General features: G+C 38.5%; 22 protein-coding genes. 9 read left to right on the forward strand and 13 right to left on the reverse strand.

What is annotated here, in order from left to right; translation table 11 throughout:
- Positions 1-41: 41 nt before the first annotated feature.
- The 9 genes from ACESQI_RS18565 (at position 42) to ACESQI_RS18605 (ending at position 10,354) form a co-directional block, all read left to right on the forward strand.
- Positions 42-1,586 carry an acyl-CoA carboxylase subunit beta gene (locus tag ACESQI_RS18565; protein WP_195661492.1) on the forward strand — a complete coding sequence of 515 codons (1,545 nt, stop codon included), beginning with the start codon at positions 42-44 and terminating at the stop codon, positions 1,584-1,586.
- A gap of 21 nt (positions 1,587-1,607) precedes the next feature.
- Entirely contained in the window at positions 1,608-3,119 is a 1,512-nt protein-coding gene (gene accC, locus ACESQI_RS18570) for an acetyl-CoA carboxylase biotin carboxylase subunit (protein ID WP_195348717.1), read from the forward strand.
- A 14-nt stretch (positions 3,120-3,133) separates the two neighbouring features.
- Positions 3,134-3,655, forward strand: a complete 522-nt coding sequence (locus ACESQI_RS18575) for a biotin/lipoyl-containing protein (RefSeq protein ID WP_373126726.1) — start codon at positions 3,134-3,136, stop codon at positions 3,653-3,655.
- 209 nt (positions 3,656-3,864) lie between these two features.
- Complete coding sequence (nrfH, locus tag ACESQI_RS18580; protein WP_373126728.1) at positions 3,865-4,452, forward strand: cytochrome c nitrite reductase small subunit; 588 nt, start codon at positions 3,865-3,867, stop codon at positions 4,450-4,452.
- A gap of 94 nt (positions 4,453-4,546) precedes the next feature.
- Complete coding sequence (gene nrfA / locus ACESQI_RS18585; protein ID WP_281962098.1) at positions 4,547-6,028, forward strand: ammonia-forming cytochrome c nitrite reductase; 1,482 nt, start codon at positions 4,547-4,549, stop codon at positions 6,026-6,028.
- Between the two features lie 284 nt (positions 6,029-6,312).
- Complete coding sequence (locus tag ACESQI_RS18590; protein WP_122201077.1) at positions 6,313-7,554, forward strand: cytochrome c biogenesis protein ResB; 1,242 nt, start codon at positions 6,313-6,315, stop codon at positions 7,552-7,554.
- The gene (locus ACESQI_RS18595; RefSeq protein WP_122201076.1) at positions 7,551-8,342 is read left to right on the forward strand and encodes a cytochrome c biogenesis protein; all 792 of its coding nucleotides are present in this window, start codon (positions 7,551-7,553) and stop codon (positions 8,340-8,342) included. The genes ACESQI_RS18590 and ACESQI_RS18595 overlap by 4 nt, the downstream gene beginning before the upstream one ends.
- A 6-nt stretch (positions 8,343-8,348) precedes the next feature.
- Complete coding sequence (locus tag ACESQI_RS18600; RefSeq protein ID WP_373126731.1) at positions 8,349-9,617, forward strand: alginate export family protein; 1,269 nt, start codon at positions 8,349-8,351, stop codon at positions 9,615-9,617.
- A 50-nt stretch (positions 9,618-9,667) separates the two neighbouring features.
- Entirely contained in the window at positions 9,668-10,354 is a 687-nt protein-coding gene (locus ACESQI_RS18605) for a Crp/Fnr family transcriptional regulator (RefSeq protein ID WP_122201074.1), read from the forward strand.
- 49 nt (positions 10,355-10,403) lie between these two features.
- Here ACESQI_RS18605 and ACESQI_RS18610 read toward each other — a convergent pair whose 3' ends face one another.
- From ACESQI_RS18610 to ACESQI_RS18670, 13 genes are all read right to left on the reverse strand, one after another.
- Entirely contained in the window at positions 10,404-10,811 is a 408-nt protein-coding gene (locus ACESQI_RS18610) for a hypothetical protein (protein ID WP_002558873.1), read from the reverse strand.
- Between the two features lie 66 nt (positions 10,812-10,877).
- Entirely contained in the window at positions 10,878-11,219 is a 342-nt protein-coding gene (locus tag ACESQI_RS18615; RefSeq protein WP_373126733.1) for a DUF1493 family protein, read from the reverse strand.
- A 587-nt stretch (positions 11,220-11,806) separates the two neighbouring features.
- A complete protein-coding gene (locus tag ACESQI_RS18620; RefSeq protein WP_002558878.1) occupies positions 11,807-12,037 on the reverse strand; it encodes a hypothetical protein in 231 nt (76 codons plus the stop codon).
- A gap of 3 nt (positions 12,038-12,040) precedes the next feature.
- Positions 12,041-12,457, reverse strand: coding sequence for a hypothetical protein (locus tag ACESQI_RS18625; protein ID WP_002558879.1), 417 nt, complete (start codon positions 12,455-12,457; stop codon positions 12,041-12,043).
- Position 12,458: 1 nt separating this feature from the next.
- On the reverse strand, positions 12,459-12,872 hold the full coding sequence (locus tag ACESQI_RS18630) for a hypothetical protein (protein ID WP_002558880.1): 414 nt from the start codon (positions 12,870-12,872) through the stop codon (positions 12,459-12,461).
- 3 nt (positions 12,873-12,875) lie between these two features.
- Complete coding sequence (locus ACESQI_RS18635) at positions 12,876-13,289, reverse strand: hypothetical protein (protein ID WP_373126735.1); 414 nt, start codon at positions 13,287-13,289, stop codon at positions 12,876-12,878.
- Positions 13,290-13,292: 3 nt separating this feature from the next.
- Positions 13,293-13,712: a hypothetical protein gene (locus ACESQI_RS18640; protein WP_373126737.1), complete on the reverse strand. Its 420-nt coding sequence runs from the start codon at positions 13,710-13,712 to the stop codon at positions 13,293-13,295.
- A 66-nt stretch (positions 13,713-13,778) separates the two neighbouring features.
- Positions 13,779-14,123 (reverse strand): DUF1493 family protein, encoded by a 345-nt coding sequence (locus ACESQI_RS18645; protein ID WP_373126757.1) that lies wholly within the window; start codon positions 14,121-14,123, stop codon positions 13,779-13,781.
- A gap of 201 nt (positions 14,124-14,324) precedes the next feature.
- Positions 14,325-14,750: a hypothetical protein gene (locus ACESQI_RS18650; protein ID WP_256143883.1), complete on the reverse strand. Its 426-nt coding sequence runs from the start codon at positions 14,748-14,750 to the stop codon at positions 14,325-14,327.
- Positions 14,751-14,811: 61 nt separating this feature from the next.
- Entirely contained in the window at positions 14,812-15,240 is a 429-nt protein-coding gene (locus tag ACESQI_RS18655) for a hypothetical protein (RefSeq protein WP_256143845.1), read from the reverse strand.
- A gap of 138 nt (positions 15,241-15,378) precedes the next feature.
- Positions 15,379-15,633, reverse strand: a complete 255-nt coding sequence (locus tag ACESQI_RS18660; protein ID WP_373126739.1) for a hypothetical protein — start codon at positions 15,631-15,633, stop codon at positions 15,379-15,381.
- 152 nt (positions 15,634-15,785) lie between these two features.
- On the reverse strand, positions 15,786-16,211 hold the full coding sequence (locus ACESQI_RS18665) for a hypothetical protein (RefSeq protein WP_373126741.1): 426 nt from the start codon (positions 16,209-16,211) through the stop codon (positions 15,786-15,788).
- A gap of 136 nt (positions 16,212-16,347) precedes the next feature.
- On the reverse strand, positions 16,348-16,773 hold the full coding sequence (locus ACESQI_RS18670; protein WP_373126743.1) for a hypothetical protein: 426 nt from the start codon (positions 16,771-16,773) through the stop codon (positions 16,348-16,350).
- Positions 16,774-16,777 lie beyond the last annotated feature (4 nt).

The raw sequence follows: 16,777 nt of genomic DNA on the forward strand, positions 1-16,777 counted from the left end.
AATTATTTCTATTTTTACATCGTACTTAAATATGAATGCCCATGAAAGAACTCATCAACCATCTGGAAGAATTAAACAGAAAAGCTGAGAACGGCGGCGGAGATGCCCGGATTGAGAAACAACACTCAGTAGGAAAGCTGACAGCCCGTGAACGTATCGATTTACTTTTGGAGAAAGGATCGTTTATCGAACTTGATAAACTTGTGACGCATCGTTGTACCGACTTTGGTATGGAGAAACAGAAGATACCAGGGGATGGGGTAGTTACCGGTTACGGTATGATAGGCAAACGACTGGTTTATGTTTTTGCTCAGGACTTCACAGTGTTCGGAGGGGCACTTTCGGAGACGTATGCTAAAAAGATCTGCAAGGTGATGGATATGGCCATGCAAATGGGTGCCCCGATAATCGGGCTCAATGATTCCGGGGGTGCCCGTATTCAGGAAGGGGTTCGTTCGCTAGCAGGATACGCTGAAATCTTTCTTCGTAACTCGATGGCATCGGGGGTAATACCGCAAATCAGTGCTATTATGGGCCCATGTGCCGGTGGTGCTGTGTATTCTCCGGCTCTGACCGATTTTATCCTGATGGTGAAGAATTCCGGTTATATGTTTATTACCGGACCGGACGTAGTGAGGAGTGTAACACAGGAAGAGGTGAGTAAAGAAGAATTGGGTGGAGCTGCTGTACATACTTCTATATCCGGGGTAGCACATCTGGCTGCTGAAAATGATATTGAATGTATCAATTATATTCGTGAACTAATCTCCTTCCTGCCCGGAAATAATATGGAAGAACCTCCATTTGTTGCTACTTCCGATTCGCCCACGCGGCTCACACCAGAGCTTTCTATGCTGGTACCTACCAATCCGAATCAACCCTATAATATAAAGGAGATGATCGAGGCAGTGGCCGATGACAATAGTTTCTTTGAACTTCAGGCAGAGTATGCAGCGAATATTGTCATTGGTTATATTCGTCTGAATGGGAAAACTGTGGGAGTGGTGGCTAACCAACCGCTAGTACTTGCCGGTACACTGGATATTGATGCTTCTGTCAAGGCGGCTCGTTTTGTCCGCTTCTGCGATGCTTTCAATATTCCGTTACTGACTTTGGTGGACGTACCGGGATTCTTACCGGGAGTTGACCAGGAATATGGTGGTATTATTCGTAACGGTGCCAAGTTGCTATATGCTTATTGTGAGGCTACCGTACCTAAAGTGACGGTTATCACACGCAAAGCTTATGGTGGTGCCTATGATGTAATGAGCTCCAAGCATATCCGGGGAGATGTGAATTTTGCTTTTCCTACGGCCGAGATTGCCGTGATGGGGCCGGATGGGGCTGTGAATATTCTGTTCCGTAAAGAAATAGACAAAGCTGGAGATCCTGAAGAGAAACGAAAAGAGCTTCAGACTGAATATCGTGAGAAATTTGCAAATCCTTATCGGGCTGCCGAACTCGGTTATGTGGATGAAGTGATTGATCCGACTATTACTCGTATGCGGTTGATTCGTAGTTTTGAGATGTTGGCTAATAAGCGCCAGTCCAATCCACCCAAAAAGCATTCTAATTTACCGCTTTAATATTGTAGGAGGAAACATATTATGATAAAAAAAATATTAGTAGCCAACCGTGGCGAGATTGCTATGCGTATTTTCCGTACCTGCCGGGTAATGAATATTGCTACGGTAGCGATTTACACACGGGTAGACCGTGGAGCGTTGCATGTCCGTTACGCTGAAGAAGCCTATTGTATATCTGATTCACCGGAGGACACTTCTTATTTGAAACCGGAAAAGATTCTGGAAATAGCCAAAAAGACTGGGGCTGCCATTCATCCGGGTTATGGTTTCTTGTCAGAGAATGCTGACTTTGCCCGTCGTTGTGAGGAAGAAGGAGTGATTTTTATTGGTCCGAGTGCTGATATAATTGCCCGGATGGGTATTAAGACGGAGGCGCGGAAGATCATGAGAGAAGCTGGCCTGCCCATTGTTCCGGGCACAGAACAACCGGTTCAGGGCATTGCCGAAGCTAAAAAGGTAGCAGCAGAAGTCGGTTATCCGATTATGCTGAAAGCATTAGCAGGTGGTGGCGGAAAGGGAATGCGACTGGTGCGTTCCGAAGAAGAGGTTGAGATGGCTCTTCGTCTGTCCCAATCCGAAGCCGGAACTTCATTTGGGAACGATGCGGTTTATATAGAGAAGTATATCGAAAATCCCCATCATATCGAAGTGCAGATATTGGGTGATAAATATGGGAATGTAATTCATCTGTATGAACGTGAATGCTCCATCCAACGACGAAATCAAAAGGTAATAGAAGAGTCTCCTTCTCCTTTTGTGAAGGAAGAGACGCGAAAACGGATGTTGAAGGTGGCTGTAGAGGCTTGCAGGAAAATAGGATATTACAGTGCCGGGACTTTGGAGTTTATGATGGATAAAGACCAGAACTTCTATTTTCTTGAAATGAATACCCGGCTTCAGGTAGAACATCCGGTAACGGAGGAATGTACCGGTGTTGATCTTGTACGTGATATGATTCTTGTTGCTGCCGGCAATCGCTTGCCTTATCATCAGGAGGATATTGAGTTTAGGGGTGCGGCCATCGAATGTCGTATTTATGCCGAAGATCCGGAAAATAACTTTATGCCGTCGCCCGGAGTCATTACGGTACGTGAGGCTCCCGAAGGACGTAACGTTCGCCTGGATAGTGCCGCCTATGCCGGATTTGAGGTGTCATTGCATTATGATCCGATGATTGCCAAGCTCTGTTGCTGGGGAAGAAACCGTGCTTCTGCCATATCAAATATGGCCCGTGCTTTGCGGGAGTATAAGATACTGGGTATTAAAACCACCATTCCGTTTCATCAGCGTGTCTTGAAGAATGCCGCTTTTCTGAAAGGGGAGTATGATACTACGTTTATTGATACCCGTTTTGATAAAGAAGATTTGAAACGGCGTCAGAATACTGATCCTACTGTGGCTGTAATTGCAGCTGCACTAAAGCATTTTGAGAAGGAAAAAGAGGCAGCGTCGAGGGCTACTACTCTTCCGGTGGTAGGAGAATCCCTTTGGAAATATTATGGTAAACTGCAGATGACTGCCAATAACTATTAAAAACATCAGAGATTATGAGTACAACATTAGCAACCTATTATGCCCGGCTTCTGGATATGCCCGATAATGAGTATAAAGTTGAGATTCTTGAAGATGGTCCTGTAAAGAAAATAGCAGTCAATGGAAAGGTGTATGAAGTAGATTATAACCTTGGTGGTGATTCTATTCATTCTATAATCATTGATCATCATTCTCATGGAGTGCAGATTTCTTCTTCCAATTCTACATATACTATCATGAACAAAGGAGAACTTTATCAGATAGAACTGAAAGGCGAAATGGAAAAGATACACAATTCCCGTAATGCTGCCGAGTCTGTGGGGCGTCAAGTGGTTCAGGCGCCAATGCCCGGAGTGATATTGAAAACATATGTAAAGAAGGGAGATGTAGTACAGCGAGGAGATCCGCTTTGTGTACTGGTAGCTATGAAGATGGAAAACGAAATCCGTTCGCTGACGGACGGTACAGTCAAAGATATCTTTGTAGAAGATACGGCAAAAGTAGGTTTGAACGATCGTATTATGGTGATTGAATAATAATGTGCCAATATGCTAATGTGCCAATGCCTTTTGGTAGTACAGCGCAGCATATTGGCAAATTAGTATATTGGCACATTATTAAAAATAATTTTCTCATATGTAATGTAGATTACACATTTATTAGCTTTTATTTTGCTCCTTTGCACAAGTAAAGAGAATACGGGTTCTGTTAATCGGCCGGTAGTATACTTAATATTTGGTGTCTTATGAAAATAAAAGAGATTATTCATTGGCTACTTCCTTCCAGGCGCTGGAAGATGGTAGCCATTGCCTTGTCCGGTCTGATTATCGGGGGAGGGTTGTTTTTCTTGTATATGCTCCGGGCGCATACCTATCTGGGCGACGACCCGGCAGCTTGCGTCAATTGCCATATCATGGGACCCTATTATGCCACCTGGATGCACAGCTCTCACGGACGGGATGCTACGTGTAATGATTGTCATGTTCCTCATGAGAATCCGGTAAAGAAGTGGGCGTTCAAGGGCATGGATGGTATGCGTCATGTTGCGGTGTTTCTCACTCGTGGCGAGCATCAGGTAATAAAAGCAAATGATGAAAGTGCAGAAGTAATCATGAACAATTGCATCCGTTGTCATACACAACTCAATACCGAGTTTGTGTCTACCGGGCGTATCAATTATATGATGTCTCAGGTAGGAGAAGGAAAGGCCTGCTGGGATTGTCATCGTGATGTGGCACACGGGCAAAACAGCCTTTCTACTACTCCGGATGCACTGGCTCCTTATCCGGAATCGCCTGCACCGGAATGGCTTCGTAAAATGATAAATAAATAAATTCATAAATAGATCTGTCAATTATCCTGTTTTCAATTGCTGCATGAATGGCATTGGCACATTTGGTTTATTGACACATTAGCACATTATCAATATGGAAAAGAAATTAAAGGCATGGCAAGGATGGCTGTTGTTTGGTGGAGCAATGGTTGTTGTATTCGTTTTGGGACTGGTGGTCTCTTCATTAATGGAACGCCGGGCAGAGATAGTCAGTGTATTCAATAACAAACGGGTAGAGATTAAAGGTATCGAGGCTCGTAATGAGGTTTTCGGAGAGAATTATCCCCGGCAATACGACACATGGAAACAGACTGTGCAGACTGATTTTGAAAGCGAATTTAATGGTAGTGAAGCAGTAGATGTACTTGAAAAACGTCCGGAAATGGTGGTTCTCTGGGCTGGATATGCTTTCTCTAAAGATTATACAACTCCACGTGGACATATGCATGCCATTGAAGACATCACCCGAAGTCTTCGTACCGGTGCCCCAATGGATCCTCACAGTGGTCCGCAGCCTTCTACTTGCTGGACTTGTAAAAGCCCGGATGTACCCCGTATGATGGAAGCACTTGGCGTTGATTCTTTTTACAATAATAAGTGGGCTGCTTTTGGCAATGAGATTGTAAATCCCATTGGTTGTGCCGATTGTCATGAACCGGAGAATATGAAGCTACACATCAGCCGTCCGGCGTTGCGTGAGGCATTTGCCCGTCAGGGGAAAGACATTGATAAGGCTACTCCGCAAGAGATGCGTTCATTGGTATGTGCACAGTGTCATGTGGAATATTACTTCAAGGGTGACGGTAAGTATCTGACTTTCCCTTGGGACAAAGGCTTCACAGTGGAAGATATGGAGGCATACTATGATGAGGCTGATTTTGCCGATTATACACATGCACTGAGTAAGGCGCGTATCCTGAAAGCACAACATCCCGACTATGAGATTTCGCAGATGGGTATCCATGCACAGCGTGGTGTGTCATGTGCTGATTGTCATATGCCGTATAAGAGTGAAGGGGGAATGAAGTTCAGCGATCATCATATACAAAGCCCGCTGGCGATGATTGATCGTACTTGTCAAGTGTGTCATCGCGAGAGTGAAGAGACACTTCGTAATAATGTATACGACCGTCAGCGTAAAGCAAATGAAATCCGTAATCGTTTGGAACAAGAATTGGCAAAAGCTCATATCGAAGCTAAATTTGCATGGGATAAGGGGGCTACAGACCTGCAGATGCAGGAGGCACTGAAGCTGATTCGTCAGGCACAATGGAGATGGGATTTTGGAGTCGCTTCACACGGGGGCTCTTTCCATGCTCCGCAAGAGATTCAACGCATTCTGGGTCATGGCTTGGACAAAGCTTTGCAGGCGCGTTTAGCTATTTCTAAGGTTTTGGCTAATAACGGATTTACAGGTGAAGTACCAATGCCGGATATTTCTACCAAGGCCAAAGCACAGGAATACATCGGTCTCGACATGAAGAAAGAACATGAGAATAAAGATAAATTCCTGAAAGAAGTTGTTCCGCAATGGCTGAAAGAAGCAAAGGCTAACGGGCGCTTAACGAATATTTAGTTGAAAGTTGAGAGTTAAAAGTTGCTGCGCACTGCAAGTAACTGACTCTCCACTGTATAATAACTAACTTTTAACTAAGTAATACATTACAATTAAATGCTTATTTAGCAGGTTATTATTGAAACGCAGAAGAAGGCTGTTTTTCTGTAAGGAATATTGTTTTCAAGCATAATGCAGCAATTTAATTCGCGAAAATCTGCGTTCATTTGCGTTTCAATAAATATTAATCAGCTATATTCATACTGTATAGCAATTTTCAACTTTCAACTTTCAACTAAATAAAGATGTGGCAAAAACCATGGGGATATAAAGAAGGGTTCGCTGTTTGCGGCGGACTCTTTCTTGTGGGTACTCTCTGGCAGGTAACGCTCGGGAAGTGTACGCTTTCTTTGTTCGCCTGGCCGGTGAATATTTATGCGGGAGTAGTCTATGTACTTCTGTTACTTGCATTGTATCTTTTCTTTCGTAAGTACTACTTTGTTCGTTGGATGAGCAGTTACCAGGCAGCTGTCAGCGCTATGATTTCTTTAGTGGTGATGACGGTTATTATGGGGCTTACCCGTCAGTACCGTCCGGAAGTTGCCGTTACAGGAGTTGAAGGTTGGCTGGGATTTTCGCAGATGCTTTCCGCTTGTTCTTTTGTATTACTCTTCTTCTGGTTTGTTACATTGTTAGGGATAGTCATTCTCCGGCGGATTCATCACTTTACAGTACGTGATATTCCTTTTCTGCTGAGTCATCTTGGATTATTTTTAGTTCTGACCGGTGCTGTGTTGGGAAGTGCCGATATGCAACGGCTTGAAATGACTACTCAAACGGGTAAGGCAGAATGGCGGGCGTTTAATAAACAAAAAGAGATGCTGGAATTGCCATTGGCGATAGAACTGCATGATTTCACTATTGATGAATATCCACCCAAACTTATGTTGATAGATAATGAATCGGGAAAAGCACTTCCGGCAGGACAACCGGTGAATGTGCTGATAGAAGATGATTTCAGCAAAGGAGAATTACAGGATTGGGAAATTGAGGTAACGGAAAAGTTGCCCATGGCTGCCAGTGTAGCTACCGAAGACACCGTTCGGTTTGTAGAATTTCATTCGGTGGGGGCAGCCTGTGCTGTCTACGTGAAAGCTCAAAATACAACGAGTGGTGAACAGCGTGAAGGGTGGGTGAGTTGCGGTAGTTTTATGTTTCCATACAAAGCGCTTCGCTTGAATCAGAAAGTAAGTCTTATTATGCCCGAACGCGAACCGAAACGCTTTGCATCCGAAGTAACCGTTTATACACAATCCGGAGAACAGGCAGAAGCCACGATTGAAGTAAATCGACCTTTTGAAATAGAGGGCTGGAAAATATATCAATTGAGTTATGACGAGTCGAAAGGACGTTGGAGTGATATCAGTGTGTTCGAGTTGGTTAGCGATCCCTGGTTGCCTGTGGTTTATACGGGCATATGGATGATGATAGCCGGTGCTGTCTGTATGTTTGCATTGTCACACAAAAGAAAGGAGGAGAAAGTATGAATTGGGATCTTTTCGGATGGTTTGCTACTGTATCTCTTTGTCTTTGGGGCTTTGGAGCTCTCACTGCCTGGAAAGGTAAATCAATGGGTTGGGTACTGGGACCTACATTGGCAGGATTGCTTGTCTTTTTTACCTTTATCCTCGGGATGTGGATTTCATTGGAACGTCCACCCATGCGTACAATGGGGGAGACCCGTTTGTGGTATTCCTTTTTCTTACCATTGGCAGGTATCATCACTTATGTTCGCTGGCGCTATAAGTGGATACTCAGTTTCAGCTTTGTATTGTCACTGGTGTTTATCTGCGTCAATCTTTTTAAGCCTGAAATTCATAATAAAACGCTGATGCCTGCTTTGCAAAGTCCCTGGTTTGCACCGCATGTCATCGTATATATGTTTGCTTATGCCATGCTTGGGGCAGCAACGGTAATGGCTGTTTATCTGTTATGGATAAAGAAGAAACCGGCAGCCGAACGGGAAATGGAACTTTGTGATGATCTGGTGTATGTGGGGCTCTCGTTTATGACCCTGGGGATGCTTTTCGGTGCTTTGTGGGCTAAAGAGGCATGGGGACACTACTGGAGTTGGGACCCCAAAGAGACGTGGGCAGCTGCTACATGGATAGGTTACCTGTGTTATATTCACTTCCGACTTCATCAACGCAGGAGCCATCGCAAGGCACTCGCCGGATTATTGGTTTGCTTTCTTTTACTTCAAATGTGTTGGTATGGCATCAATTATTTGCCTTCGGCACAAGGAACGAGTGTACACACTTATAATTTAAACTAATATTGTATGAAACTGACTGCTATTATTTTAACCGGATTGGTACTGTGCTCTTCTGTTGTCTGCGCACAGGAAGAGAAGAACGAGTTTAGTATTGATGCACAACTGCGTGCTCGTGGTGAATATCGCAATGGCGTACTTAGTCCGCGTGCCGATGGACAGCTGCCTGCCTTTTTTATAAACAATCGTGCCCGTTTTTCACTTGGATACAAGCGGGATCGTCTGCAAATGAAGCTTTCTGCCCAACATGTAGGTGTGTGGGGACAGGACCCTCAGATAGATAAGAACGGACGTTTTATTCTTCATGAGGCATGGGCAAAGCTGGATTTTGGGAAAGGTGTCTTCGCACAGTTGGGACGCCAGTCATTGGTATATGATGATGAACGTTTACTGGGTAGTCTCGATTGGAATGTGGCAGGACGTTTTCATGATGCATTGAAGTTGGGATACGAAGCCGGGAAACACAAAATGCACCTTGTCCTCGCTTTCAATCAGAATGATGAAAAAACGATAGGTGGCAACTATTATGATCCTTCTAAAGCACAGCCTTATAAAACCATGCAGACTTTATGGTATAACGGCCAGTGGGCTAAGAATTTCAATGCCTCTTTGCTTTTCATGAATGTAGGCTATGAGACCGGAACGCCCGAAAAAGGAAAAACCAATTATATGCCTACCACCGGAACTTATCTCACCTATACTCCAGGTAACTGGACGTTAAACGGAAGTGCTTACTATCAGTTTGGTAAACGGAAAGTGGGCGATGAGGTGAAGAAGGTTTCAGCCTATATGTTCGGTGTGAAAGTGGGATATAAAATCAATCAGCAATGGTCCGTCAGCATATTGACCGATTATCTGAGCGGTGATCCGGAAAGTAGTAAGGTGTCTACATTCGATCCGCTTTATGGCACTCATCATAAGTTTTATGGTGGTATGGATTACTTCTATGCTTCTGCTTACAATAAAGGTTTGTGGGACAAGCAGCTGAGTGTTGACTTTAAACCCACTTCCCGCTGGGCTCTGTCACTGAATTATCATCATTTTTCTACTACTTATGACGTAACAGTAGAGGGAGATGAAGGACGTAGTCTCGGGTCAGAGTTCGACCTGCAGGTAGATTACACAGTGATGAAGGATGTGAAACTGACGGTTGGTTACTCAACCATGCTCGGGACGAAATACATGGATGTGGTGAAAGGCGGTAACCATGATGCCTGGCAAGACTGGGGATGGGTCTCCCTCAATATCAACCCACGTATTTTCTTTGCTAAATGGTAGGACTGTAACGGAAAAAGAGCTATTTTTGTCACAAACCAAAGAGAAGTACTGTGGTAAAAATCGATTTTACAGATGAGTATAAACAACTGCTGTGGCAGATACCTCTTTTCCGGGACTTAGATGTGAATGTAAAACATCGTCTAATGGACGAACTTGAATTTACATTGTACAAGGTATCCCGTAAAGAGGTGGTGCTGCAACAAGATACGCGTTGCAATCATTTGTATGTGCTGCTGAAAGGCGAGCTGGAGGTTAATATCATCGATGTAGCCGGCAATCTGGTAAAGGTAGAAGAGATCATCGCACCCCGCGCCTTTGCTACTCCACATCTGTTTGGCGAAAACAATATTCTGCCTGCAACCTTTACCGTAAGTAAAGATTCTATTCTTCTGATGGCTACCCGTACTTCGGTTTTCAAACTGATAAGTTCCGTGCCACAACTACTCCATAGTTTTCTTTGTGTGACAGGCAACTGCAATAAATGTACCGTTACCCGTTTGCGTATCCTCTCTTATAAGAACCTTCGCAGTCGTTTCGTTTATTATCTCATGGAGCATCGCACCTCTGCTGGTATCGCTTTGTTGGAGCATAATCAGGTACAACTGGCAGATTATTTAGGAGTAACCCGTCCTGCCCTGTCAAAAGAGATCAATAAGATGATAAAAGAGGGATTGATCTCTGTGGATAAGAGAGAGGTTACCTTGTTGAATATGCAAGGATTGAAGGAGTATATTTGATGTGATAAATATGTAAATGTTAGATTAATGAATTTTTTTCTTCATCTTTTTATTTTTGGTTTGTGAACTTATATAAATTGAGCCCATCCGGGTCGCCGATGTATTGGAATAGATACCAGGGAGGAGTATTACTGAATAATCCTTCTCCTGAAATGTAAAAGCACATAGATAGTACCCCTTCTTTATTAACTATTACATTATATTGTTTATTCCCTAAGTCATCTTTATCTCTAAATTCCCACTTGCCTTCATAGTTTAATGTTTCTGTACCTAAATATCCACTGTATGTAATGTTTTTAACTATACAGATACTATCTTCCTTGAGAATGATCTCTCCTCCATTTTCAGAAACCCATGTTCCAATAAAATCCTGAGATGTAGGTTTCGAGTTATTGCATCCGTTAAAAAGGAAAAATAAACTTATAAGAAACAGATTCTGCAAACTTTTTTTCTTCATACTATATTTGACTTGATGCTTCAGTATAACTTTCTATTATGATTGTTAAAGTCTAAATTATCTTTTTCATAAGTATTTTAAAGATAATATCAAACCAATTTTCCTTCTTTCACACTCCTTTCTAAATCCCTGAGAGTTATTTTTTTTCTTGACTTTTTTCTTTTGTTTTAGAATTAAGTTTAATAATTTTAGAAGTATATGATCTCCTTCAGGATAGAAATACTCTTCGAATTTAAATTCGGTAATGCTTACATTGAATTTCTTGCTAAATAAGTAGATAAATTCGTAAGCATCATCTCCGTTGAGTTTCAAATCTTTTACGATATCTGTTTCAGGAGTATATTCGTCATCCCACCGTTCTTCTTTGACAAACTGAATAATTTGTCTCCATATATCATCTTTATTCATTGTTTTTTTATTAAATTGTTTGTAATCATTATTTTCTATTTATGTACTTGGTTTAGTTTCTTTTTCTAAACTAAATGATGTAATAGTAATAGTTATTTAAATTTAAGTAAGGGATAAGTCTTTTAATACCTTGATTGCAATTATTCTGAAACTGATTATATTTTATGCCATTAATTGAATATAATATTTTATAAATGTCCAAATGTGTATAGCCTAACAACAATGACTTCTAATATAGGTATAAAGATTGTAAGTAGAAAGAATGGCCACTTTATATTAATTTGTGGAAATCTATTTTGAATTTTATTTAAAGTGCAACTTTTGTAAAATCTTATGTATGAAAAAGTGATTAAGATGGAATACAGGATGAATATTCTTTTCCAAAAAGCTAATGAAAAGTAATAAGTGAAAAATGGCCTATTACATACTAAGGCAGTTGAATATAATATTATGTCTATAAAAAAACTACTATAAAGACTTGTATGTATTAATGCGCTCCATTTGGCTTGCTCTTCGTTTCTACCTGTTCTTATGAGAAAAGTGTATGTTAAGTAAAAAAAATAGTCGATTATTATCATGTTAGTTATTTAAAAAAGTGAAAAATCATATGTGCCTAAGGTTGGATTGTATACATTATTTGTTGGTGTTACTCCATTTATTATATTTTTACGTATTTGTTCTCTTTCTCCACTTAAAGCTTCAATCATAAGACTTAATTCTATATGAAAATTTTCTTTCTCTATGCCAAGGAACTTAATGATTCCATTGGGTTCCCAATTATCACTGCAAATAGTGAATTCAAACATAATTTTTGCCATAACTTATTTTAGTTTTGTGAACTTATATAAATTAAGCTCATCTGGATCTCCAATATATCGAAACAGATACCAAGGAGAAGCATATCCAAATAATCTTTCTCCTGAAATGTAGAAAATTATTAAAAACGTTCCCTGCTTTTCAATTCTTATATTATATTTATCATATTCTAAATCATCCTTTTCTCTTAAAATCCATTTTCCTTCATAATTGAGTGGCTTTTTTTCTGAAAATATATTAATATAGTTATCGCGTATGTTTTTACACACACAAGTACTATCACTTCTTAATATGATTTCTCCTCCATCTTCAGAAACCCATGTTCCAATAAAATCTTGAAATGTAGGTTTAGGGCTATTGCATCCGTTAAAAAGGAAGCACAAACATACAAATGTCAGATTGAATAAACTTTTTTTCTTCATTTTATTTAAGTTTTGTGAACTTATAGAGATTAAGTTCATCTGGATCTCCGATATATTGAAATAGATACCAAGGAGGGGTATTGTTGAATAATCCTTCTCCAGAAACATAAAAGATGATATATAAAAGTCTTTCATGGCCGATTCTTATATTATATCCATCATATCCTAAATCACTTTTTTCTAAATTCCATTTCCCTATATTGCTAAAAAAATCTGTATTTGTGTACCTATTAACATATTGGGCAGGTATATTCTTAAGTATACATGTACTATCATCTCTTAATATGATTTCTCCTCCATCTTCAGAAACCCATGTTCCAATAAAATCCTGAAATGTGGGTTTAGGGTTATTACATCCATTAAGTAGGAAAAATAAACTAATGAAAAACAGATTAAATAAACTTTTTATCTTCATTTCTTACTTTGATTTTGTGAATTTATATAGATTAAGCTCATCTGGATCTCCGATATATTGAAATAAGAACCAAGGAGGGGTATTGTCCAATAGTCCTCCTCCTGATATATATAGGGTCATATATGGAGTCTCTTTTTGTCTGATATCTATGTAATATCCGTTATATCCTAAATCGTCTTTTTTCAAATACCATTTTCCTGTATTATTAAGAGAATCTTTATCTATGGATATCTCTATATATTCAATAGGAATATTTTTATATATACATGTACTGTCTTTTTGTAATGTAATTTCGGCTCCATCTTCTGAAACCCATGTTCCAATAAAATCTTGAAATGTAGGTTTAGGGCTATTGCATCCGTTAAAAAGGAAGCATAAACATACAAATGCCAGATTGAATAAACTTTTTTTCTTCATTTCTTATTTTGATTTTGTAAACTTATATAAATTAAGCTCATCTGGATCACCGATATAGTCAAATAAATACCATGGAGGTCTGTTGTCTAATAGTCCTTCCCCAGAAATAAATAACGAGAAATAAATTACTTCTTTTAGATAAATAGCTATATTATATTGATCATATCCATTACTGTCTTTAGTTCGGATTCGCCACTGTCCTTCACCAGATAATGATGCTTTTTCTTCTGAAAATGGATTGATCTGTTTCGCATATATTCCTTTGAAGATACATGTACTATCTTCTTTAAATATGATCTCTCCTCCATCTTCTGAGACCCATGTTCCAATAAAATCTTGAGATGTAGGTTTCGAGTTATTGCATCCGTTATAAAGGAAAAATAAACTTATAAGAAACAGATTCTGCAAACTTTTTTTCTTCATACTATATTTGACTTGATGCTTCAGTATAACTTTCTATTATGATTGTTAAAGTCTAAATTATCTTTTTCATAAGTATTTTAAAGATAATCTCAAACCAATTTTCCTTCTTTCACACTCCTTTCTAAATCTCTGAGAGTTATTTTTTTTCTTGACTTTTTTCTTTTGTTTTAGAATTAAGTATAATAATTTTAGAAGTATACGATCTCCTTCAGGATAGAAATACTCTTCGAATTTAAATTCGGTAATGCTTACATTGAATTTCTTGCTAAATAAGTAGATAAATTCGTACGCATCATCTCCGTTGAGTTTCAAATCTTTTACGAGATCTGTTTCAGGAGTATATTCGTCATCCCACCATTCTTCTTTGACAAACTGAATAATTTGTCTCCAAATATTATCTTTGTTTATTATTTTTTTATTAAATTGTTTGTAATCATTATTTTTAAATCAAATACTTGCTCTAAACTCCTTTTCTAAATTAAATGATGCGGTAGTAATAGCTGTTCTCAATCTAAATAAGGAATAAATTTGTTACAATTCTATTGAAGCTGATTATATTTATCACAGTCGAGATTACAATCGAAATTCTGCTTTAAAATAAGTGTTAAACCATCATTCATCTTCATAATTGTAGATTAATACTGTTCTGATTTTTTTTCTCCATACCCAGATCATTAATCCTAAATAATCAAAAGTATACACTTTCTGATTTTGTCCTCTATCTCTGTTTATTGGAACGTATATGATGTCTTCATCGCTAGGTTGCTGATAATCTATTAATATCAAGAATTCCTCATAAAACATATTTATCAAATTTTTGCCTTTCCAATAACATTCTTTATCACATTTAATTGTTTCAATTTTACCATTTTTAACCCATATATAAAAATTGACATTATCGAAAAAATAAGAATCATGATCTATTTTAGAATGATCATAAAATTCCACATGATGGGGCAAATGCAAATAATTAGTAATATCATCTCCAAGAATAAAATTCTCATATGATTTGTTGGGTATTAAGCCTGTCTTTCCCATGTTGTTATTTCTGCTTTTGTTATTAATTCTAAAGATTCTTATTTTTATACTTTAAAGCCTCCTATGGTTCATCTTCATAATTAGAAATTAATATATTTACAATTTTCTTTCTCCATACCCATATCATTAGTCCTAAATTGTCAAAATCATATACCTTTTGATTTTGTCCTCTATTTTTGCTAACAGGTACGTATAAGATATCTGCGTTGTCAGGTTGCTGATAATCTATTAACATCAAGAAGTCTTCATAAAACATATTTATCAAATTTTTGCCTTTCCAATAACACTCTTTATCACATTTAATTGTTTCAATTTTGCCATTTTCAACCCAAACTTTAAAATTGAAATTATCGAAATAATAGGTGTCATAATATATGTATGGATCATCGTAAGACTCTATCTTGTGAGGTAAATGTAAATAGCTAGAAATGCTGTCTCCTAACACAAAAATTTCATAAGATTTGTTAGGTATTAATCCTGCTTCTGCCATATTAATGAATTTATTTCGTTATTTTATGCGAGTCAGTTGCTGGTAGTGTTTCCTGACTCTGTTAATTCTCTCATTTGTCTTTTTTATATATTGTTAGAAGACAGCATGCTAAAAGAGTGAACTTGATGGTTATTAAAATTAGTTCCAATGGGTTTCACCTTTATCTTTCTTTAGAGCAGCACTTCTAATGTCATTTATCTTTTTCTGGATCTTCTTTCTCTCTTTAGCAGGAGCCGTTTTCATCTTTTTTTGTAACTCCTTAATACGTTTTTCTGCTTTCTTTAATGCTCTTCCACCATCACCATGTGGCATTCCTTTCGTAGACTTTTTTCCGGATCTTATACCAAAAGTACTAGTAGGCGGACCACCTGGAAAAATAGCCTCTTTGGCCATTTCTATACCTGCTTTCCTTATAAAACGTCCCGTTAATAAATCGTATACAGTATTGGTCTGTTCTATTCTTCCGGAAGCGGGAAGTCCATATTGGGTCCAGGCATTTCCTTGGTTTACATTTGTAGCTCTAACTTCCCTGCAAAGGTTCTCTATTATTCATCTTTGTAGTTGTAAATTAATATTGTTCTTATTTTCTCTCTCCATACCCATAATGTTAGTCCCAAGTTGTCAAAGTAATGAACTCTCTGGTTTTGTCCCCTATCTCTACTTATGGGAACATATACGAAATCATCACTATCAGACTGCTGGTAATTAATAAGAGTCAAGAACTCTTTATAGAACATCTTTATTAAGTTTTTATCCTGCCAATAACACTCTATATCACAGCAAATAGTCTCTATTCTACCATTTTCAACCCACACTTCAAAATTGAAATTATCAAAATAATAAGTATCATGATATATTTCCTGATCATCATAAGACTTCATATGATGAGGTAAATGCAAATAGTTAACAATGTTGTCTCCTAAGATAAAAATATCGTATGATTTATTGGGGATTAAACCTTTTTTCTTCATGTTGTCTAAAATGTTTTGTTGTTAATTCCAGTGAGTTTCACCATTGTTCTTGTCATGGGCATCTTTACGTATCCTGTCTATCTTTTTTTGTATCCAAAATCCCATTCCCATTTACGGGTTTCTCCGATAGGTACAGCTATTCTTCATCTTCGTTTTTGTACACTAATACAGTTTTTATTTTGTTACGCCATGTCCATATTGTTAGACTCAAGTCATCAAATATATAAACTTTTTGGTTTTGCCCTCTGTCCTTGGATAACAATACATATTCTTTACTTTCTTTCGTTGGTTTTTGTCCGCACATTATTAGGAAATCGCTGTATGGCATGCCTATCAGATTTGTATTTTTCCAGTAACACACTTGGTCGCAACATATTGTGTCTATTCTTCCGTCTTCTACCCAAACTGTAAAATGTAGAGTTGGGAAAGTATAACTATCATAACAGTACATATTACCACAAGTATGATCTAATATATGAGGAAAATGGAGATAGTTAGTTATGTTGTCTCCAATAATAAAAATTTCATATGATTCGTTTGGGATTAATCCTTTATGTTCCATAGGT

This window comes from Bacteroides sp. HPS0048 (assembly GCF_964240755.1).
In the GTDB taxonomy this organism is placed as follows: domain Bacteria; phylum Bacteroidota; class Bacteroidia; order Bacteroidales; family Bacteroidaceae; genus Bacteroides; species Bacteroides nordii.

Bases quoted from the DNA above. Each gene is read 5' to 3' on its own strand.
- ACESQI_RS18655 (WP_256143845.1), bottom strand. From the start codon at position 15,240: ATGGCAGAAGCAGGATTAATACCTAACAAATCTTATGAAATTTTTGTG.
- ACESQI_RS18650 (WP_256143883.1), bottom strand. From the start codon at position 14,750: ATGGGAAAGACAGGCTTAATACCCAACAAATCATATGAGAATTTTATT.
- ACESQI_RS18600 (WP_373126731.1), top strand. From the start codon at position 8,349: ATGAAACTGACTGCTATTATTTTAACCGGATTGGTACTGTGCTCTTCT.
- ACESQI_RS18565 (WP_195661492.1), top strand. From the start codon at position 42: ATGAAAGAACTCATCAACCATCTGGAAGAATTAAACAGAAAAGCTGAG.
- ACESQI_RS18620 (WP_002558878.1), bottom strand. From the start codon at position 12,037: ATGGCAAAAATTATGTTTGAATTCACTATTTGCAGTGATAATTGGGAA.
- ACESQI_RS18630 (WP_002558880.1), bottom strand. From the start codon at position 12,872: ATGAAGATAAAAAGTTTATTTAATCTGTTTTTCATTAGTTTATTTTTC.
- ACESQI_RS18635 (WP_373126735.1), bottom strand. From the start codon at position 13,289: ATGAAGAAAAAAAGTTTATTCAATCTGGCATTTGTATGTTTATGCTTC.
- nrfH (WP_373126728.1), top strand. From the start codon at position 3,865: ATGAAAATAAAAGAGATTATTCATTGGCTACTTCCTTCCAGGCGCTGG.
- ACESQI_RS18670 (WP_373126743.1), bottom strand. From the start codon at position 16,773: ATGGAACATAAAGGATTAATCCCAAACGAATCATATGAAATTTTTATT.
- ACESQI_RS18665 (WP_373126741.1), bottom strand. From the start codon at position 16,211: ATGAAGAAAAAAGGTTTAATCCCCAATAAATCATACGATATTTTTATC.
- ACESQI_RS18575 (WP_373126726.1), top strand. From the start codon at position 3,134: ATGAGTACAACATTAGCAACCTATTATGCCCGGCTTCTGGATATGCCC.
- ACESQI_RS18590 (WP_122201077.1), top strand. From the start codon at position 6,313: ATGTGGCAAAAACCATGGGGATATAAAGAAGGGTTCGCTGTTTGCGGC.
- ACESQI_RS18640 (WP_373126737.1), bottom strand. From the start codon at position 13,712: ATGAAGAAAAAAAGTTTGCAGAATCTGTTTCTTATAAGTTTATTTTTC.
- ACESQI_RS18595 (WP_122201076.1), top strand. From the start codon at position 7,551: ATGAATTGGGATCTTTTCGGATGGTTTGCTACTGTATCTCTTTGTCTT.
- accC (WP_195348717.1), top strand. From the start codon at position 1,608: ATGATAAAAAAAATATTAGTAGCCAACCGTGGCGAGATTGCTATGCGT.
- nrfA (WP_281962098.1), top strand. From the start codon at position 4,547: ATGGAAAAGAAATTAAAGGCATGGCAAGGATGGCTGTTGTTTGGTGGA.
- ACESQI_RS18610 (WP_002558873.1), bottom strand. From the start codon at position 10,811: ATGAAGAAAAAAAGTTTGCAGAATCTGTTTCTTATAAGTTTATTTTTC.
- ACESQI_RS18615 (WP_373126733.1), bottom strand. From the start codon at position 11,219: ATGAATAAAGATGATATATGGAGACAAATTATTCAGTTTGTCAAAGAA.
- ACESQI_RS18660 (WP_373126739.1), bottom strand. From the start codon at position 15,633: ATGGCCAAAGAGGCTATTTTTCCAGGTGGTCCGCCTACTAGTACTTTT.
- ACESQI_RS18625 (WP_002558879.1), bottom strand. From the start codon at position 12,457: ATGAAGAAAAAAAGTTTATTCAATCTGACATTTGTATGTTTGTGCTTC.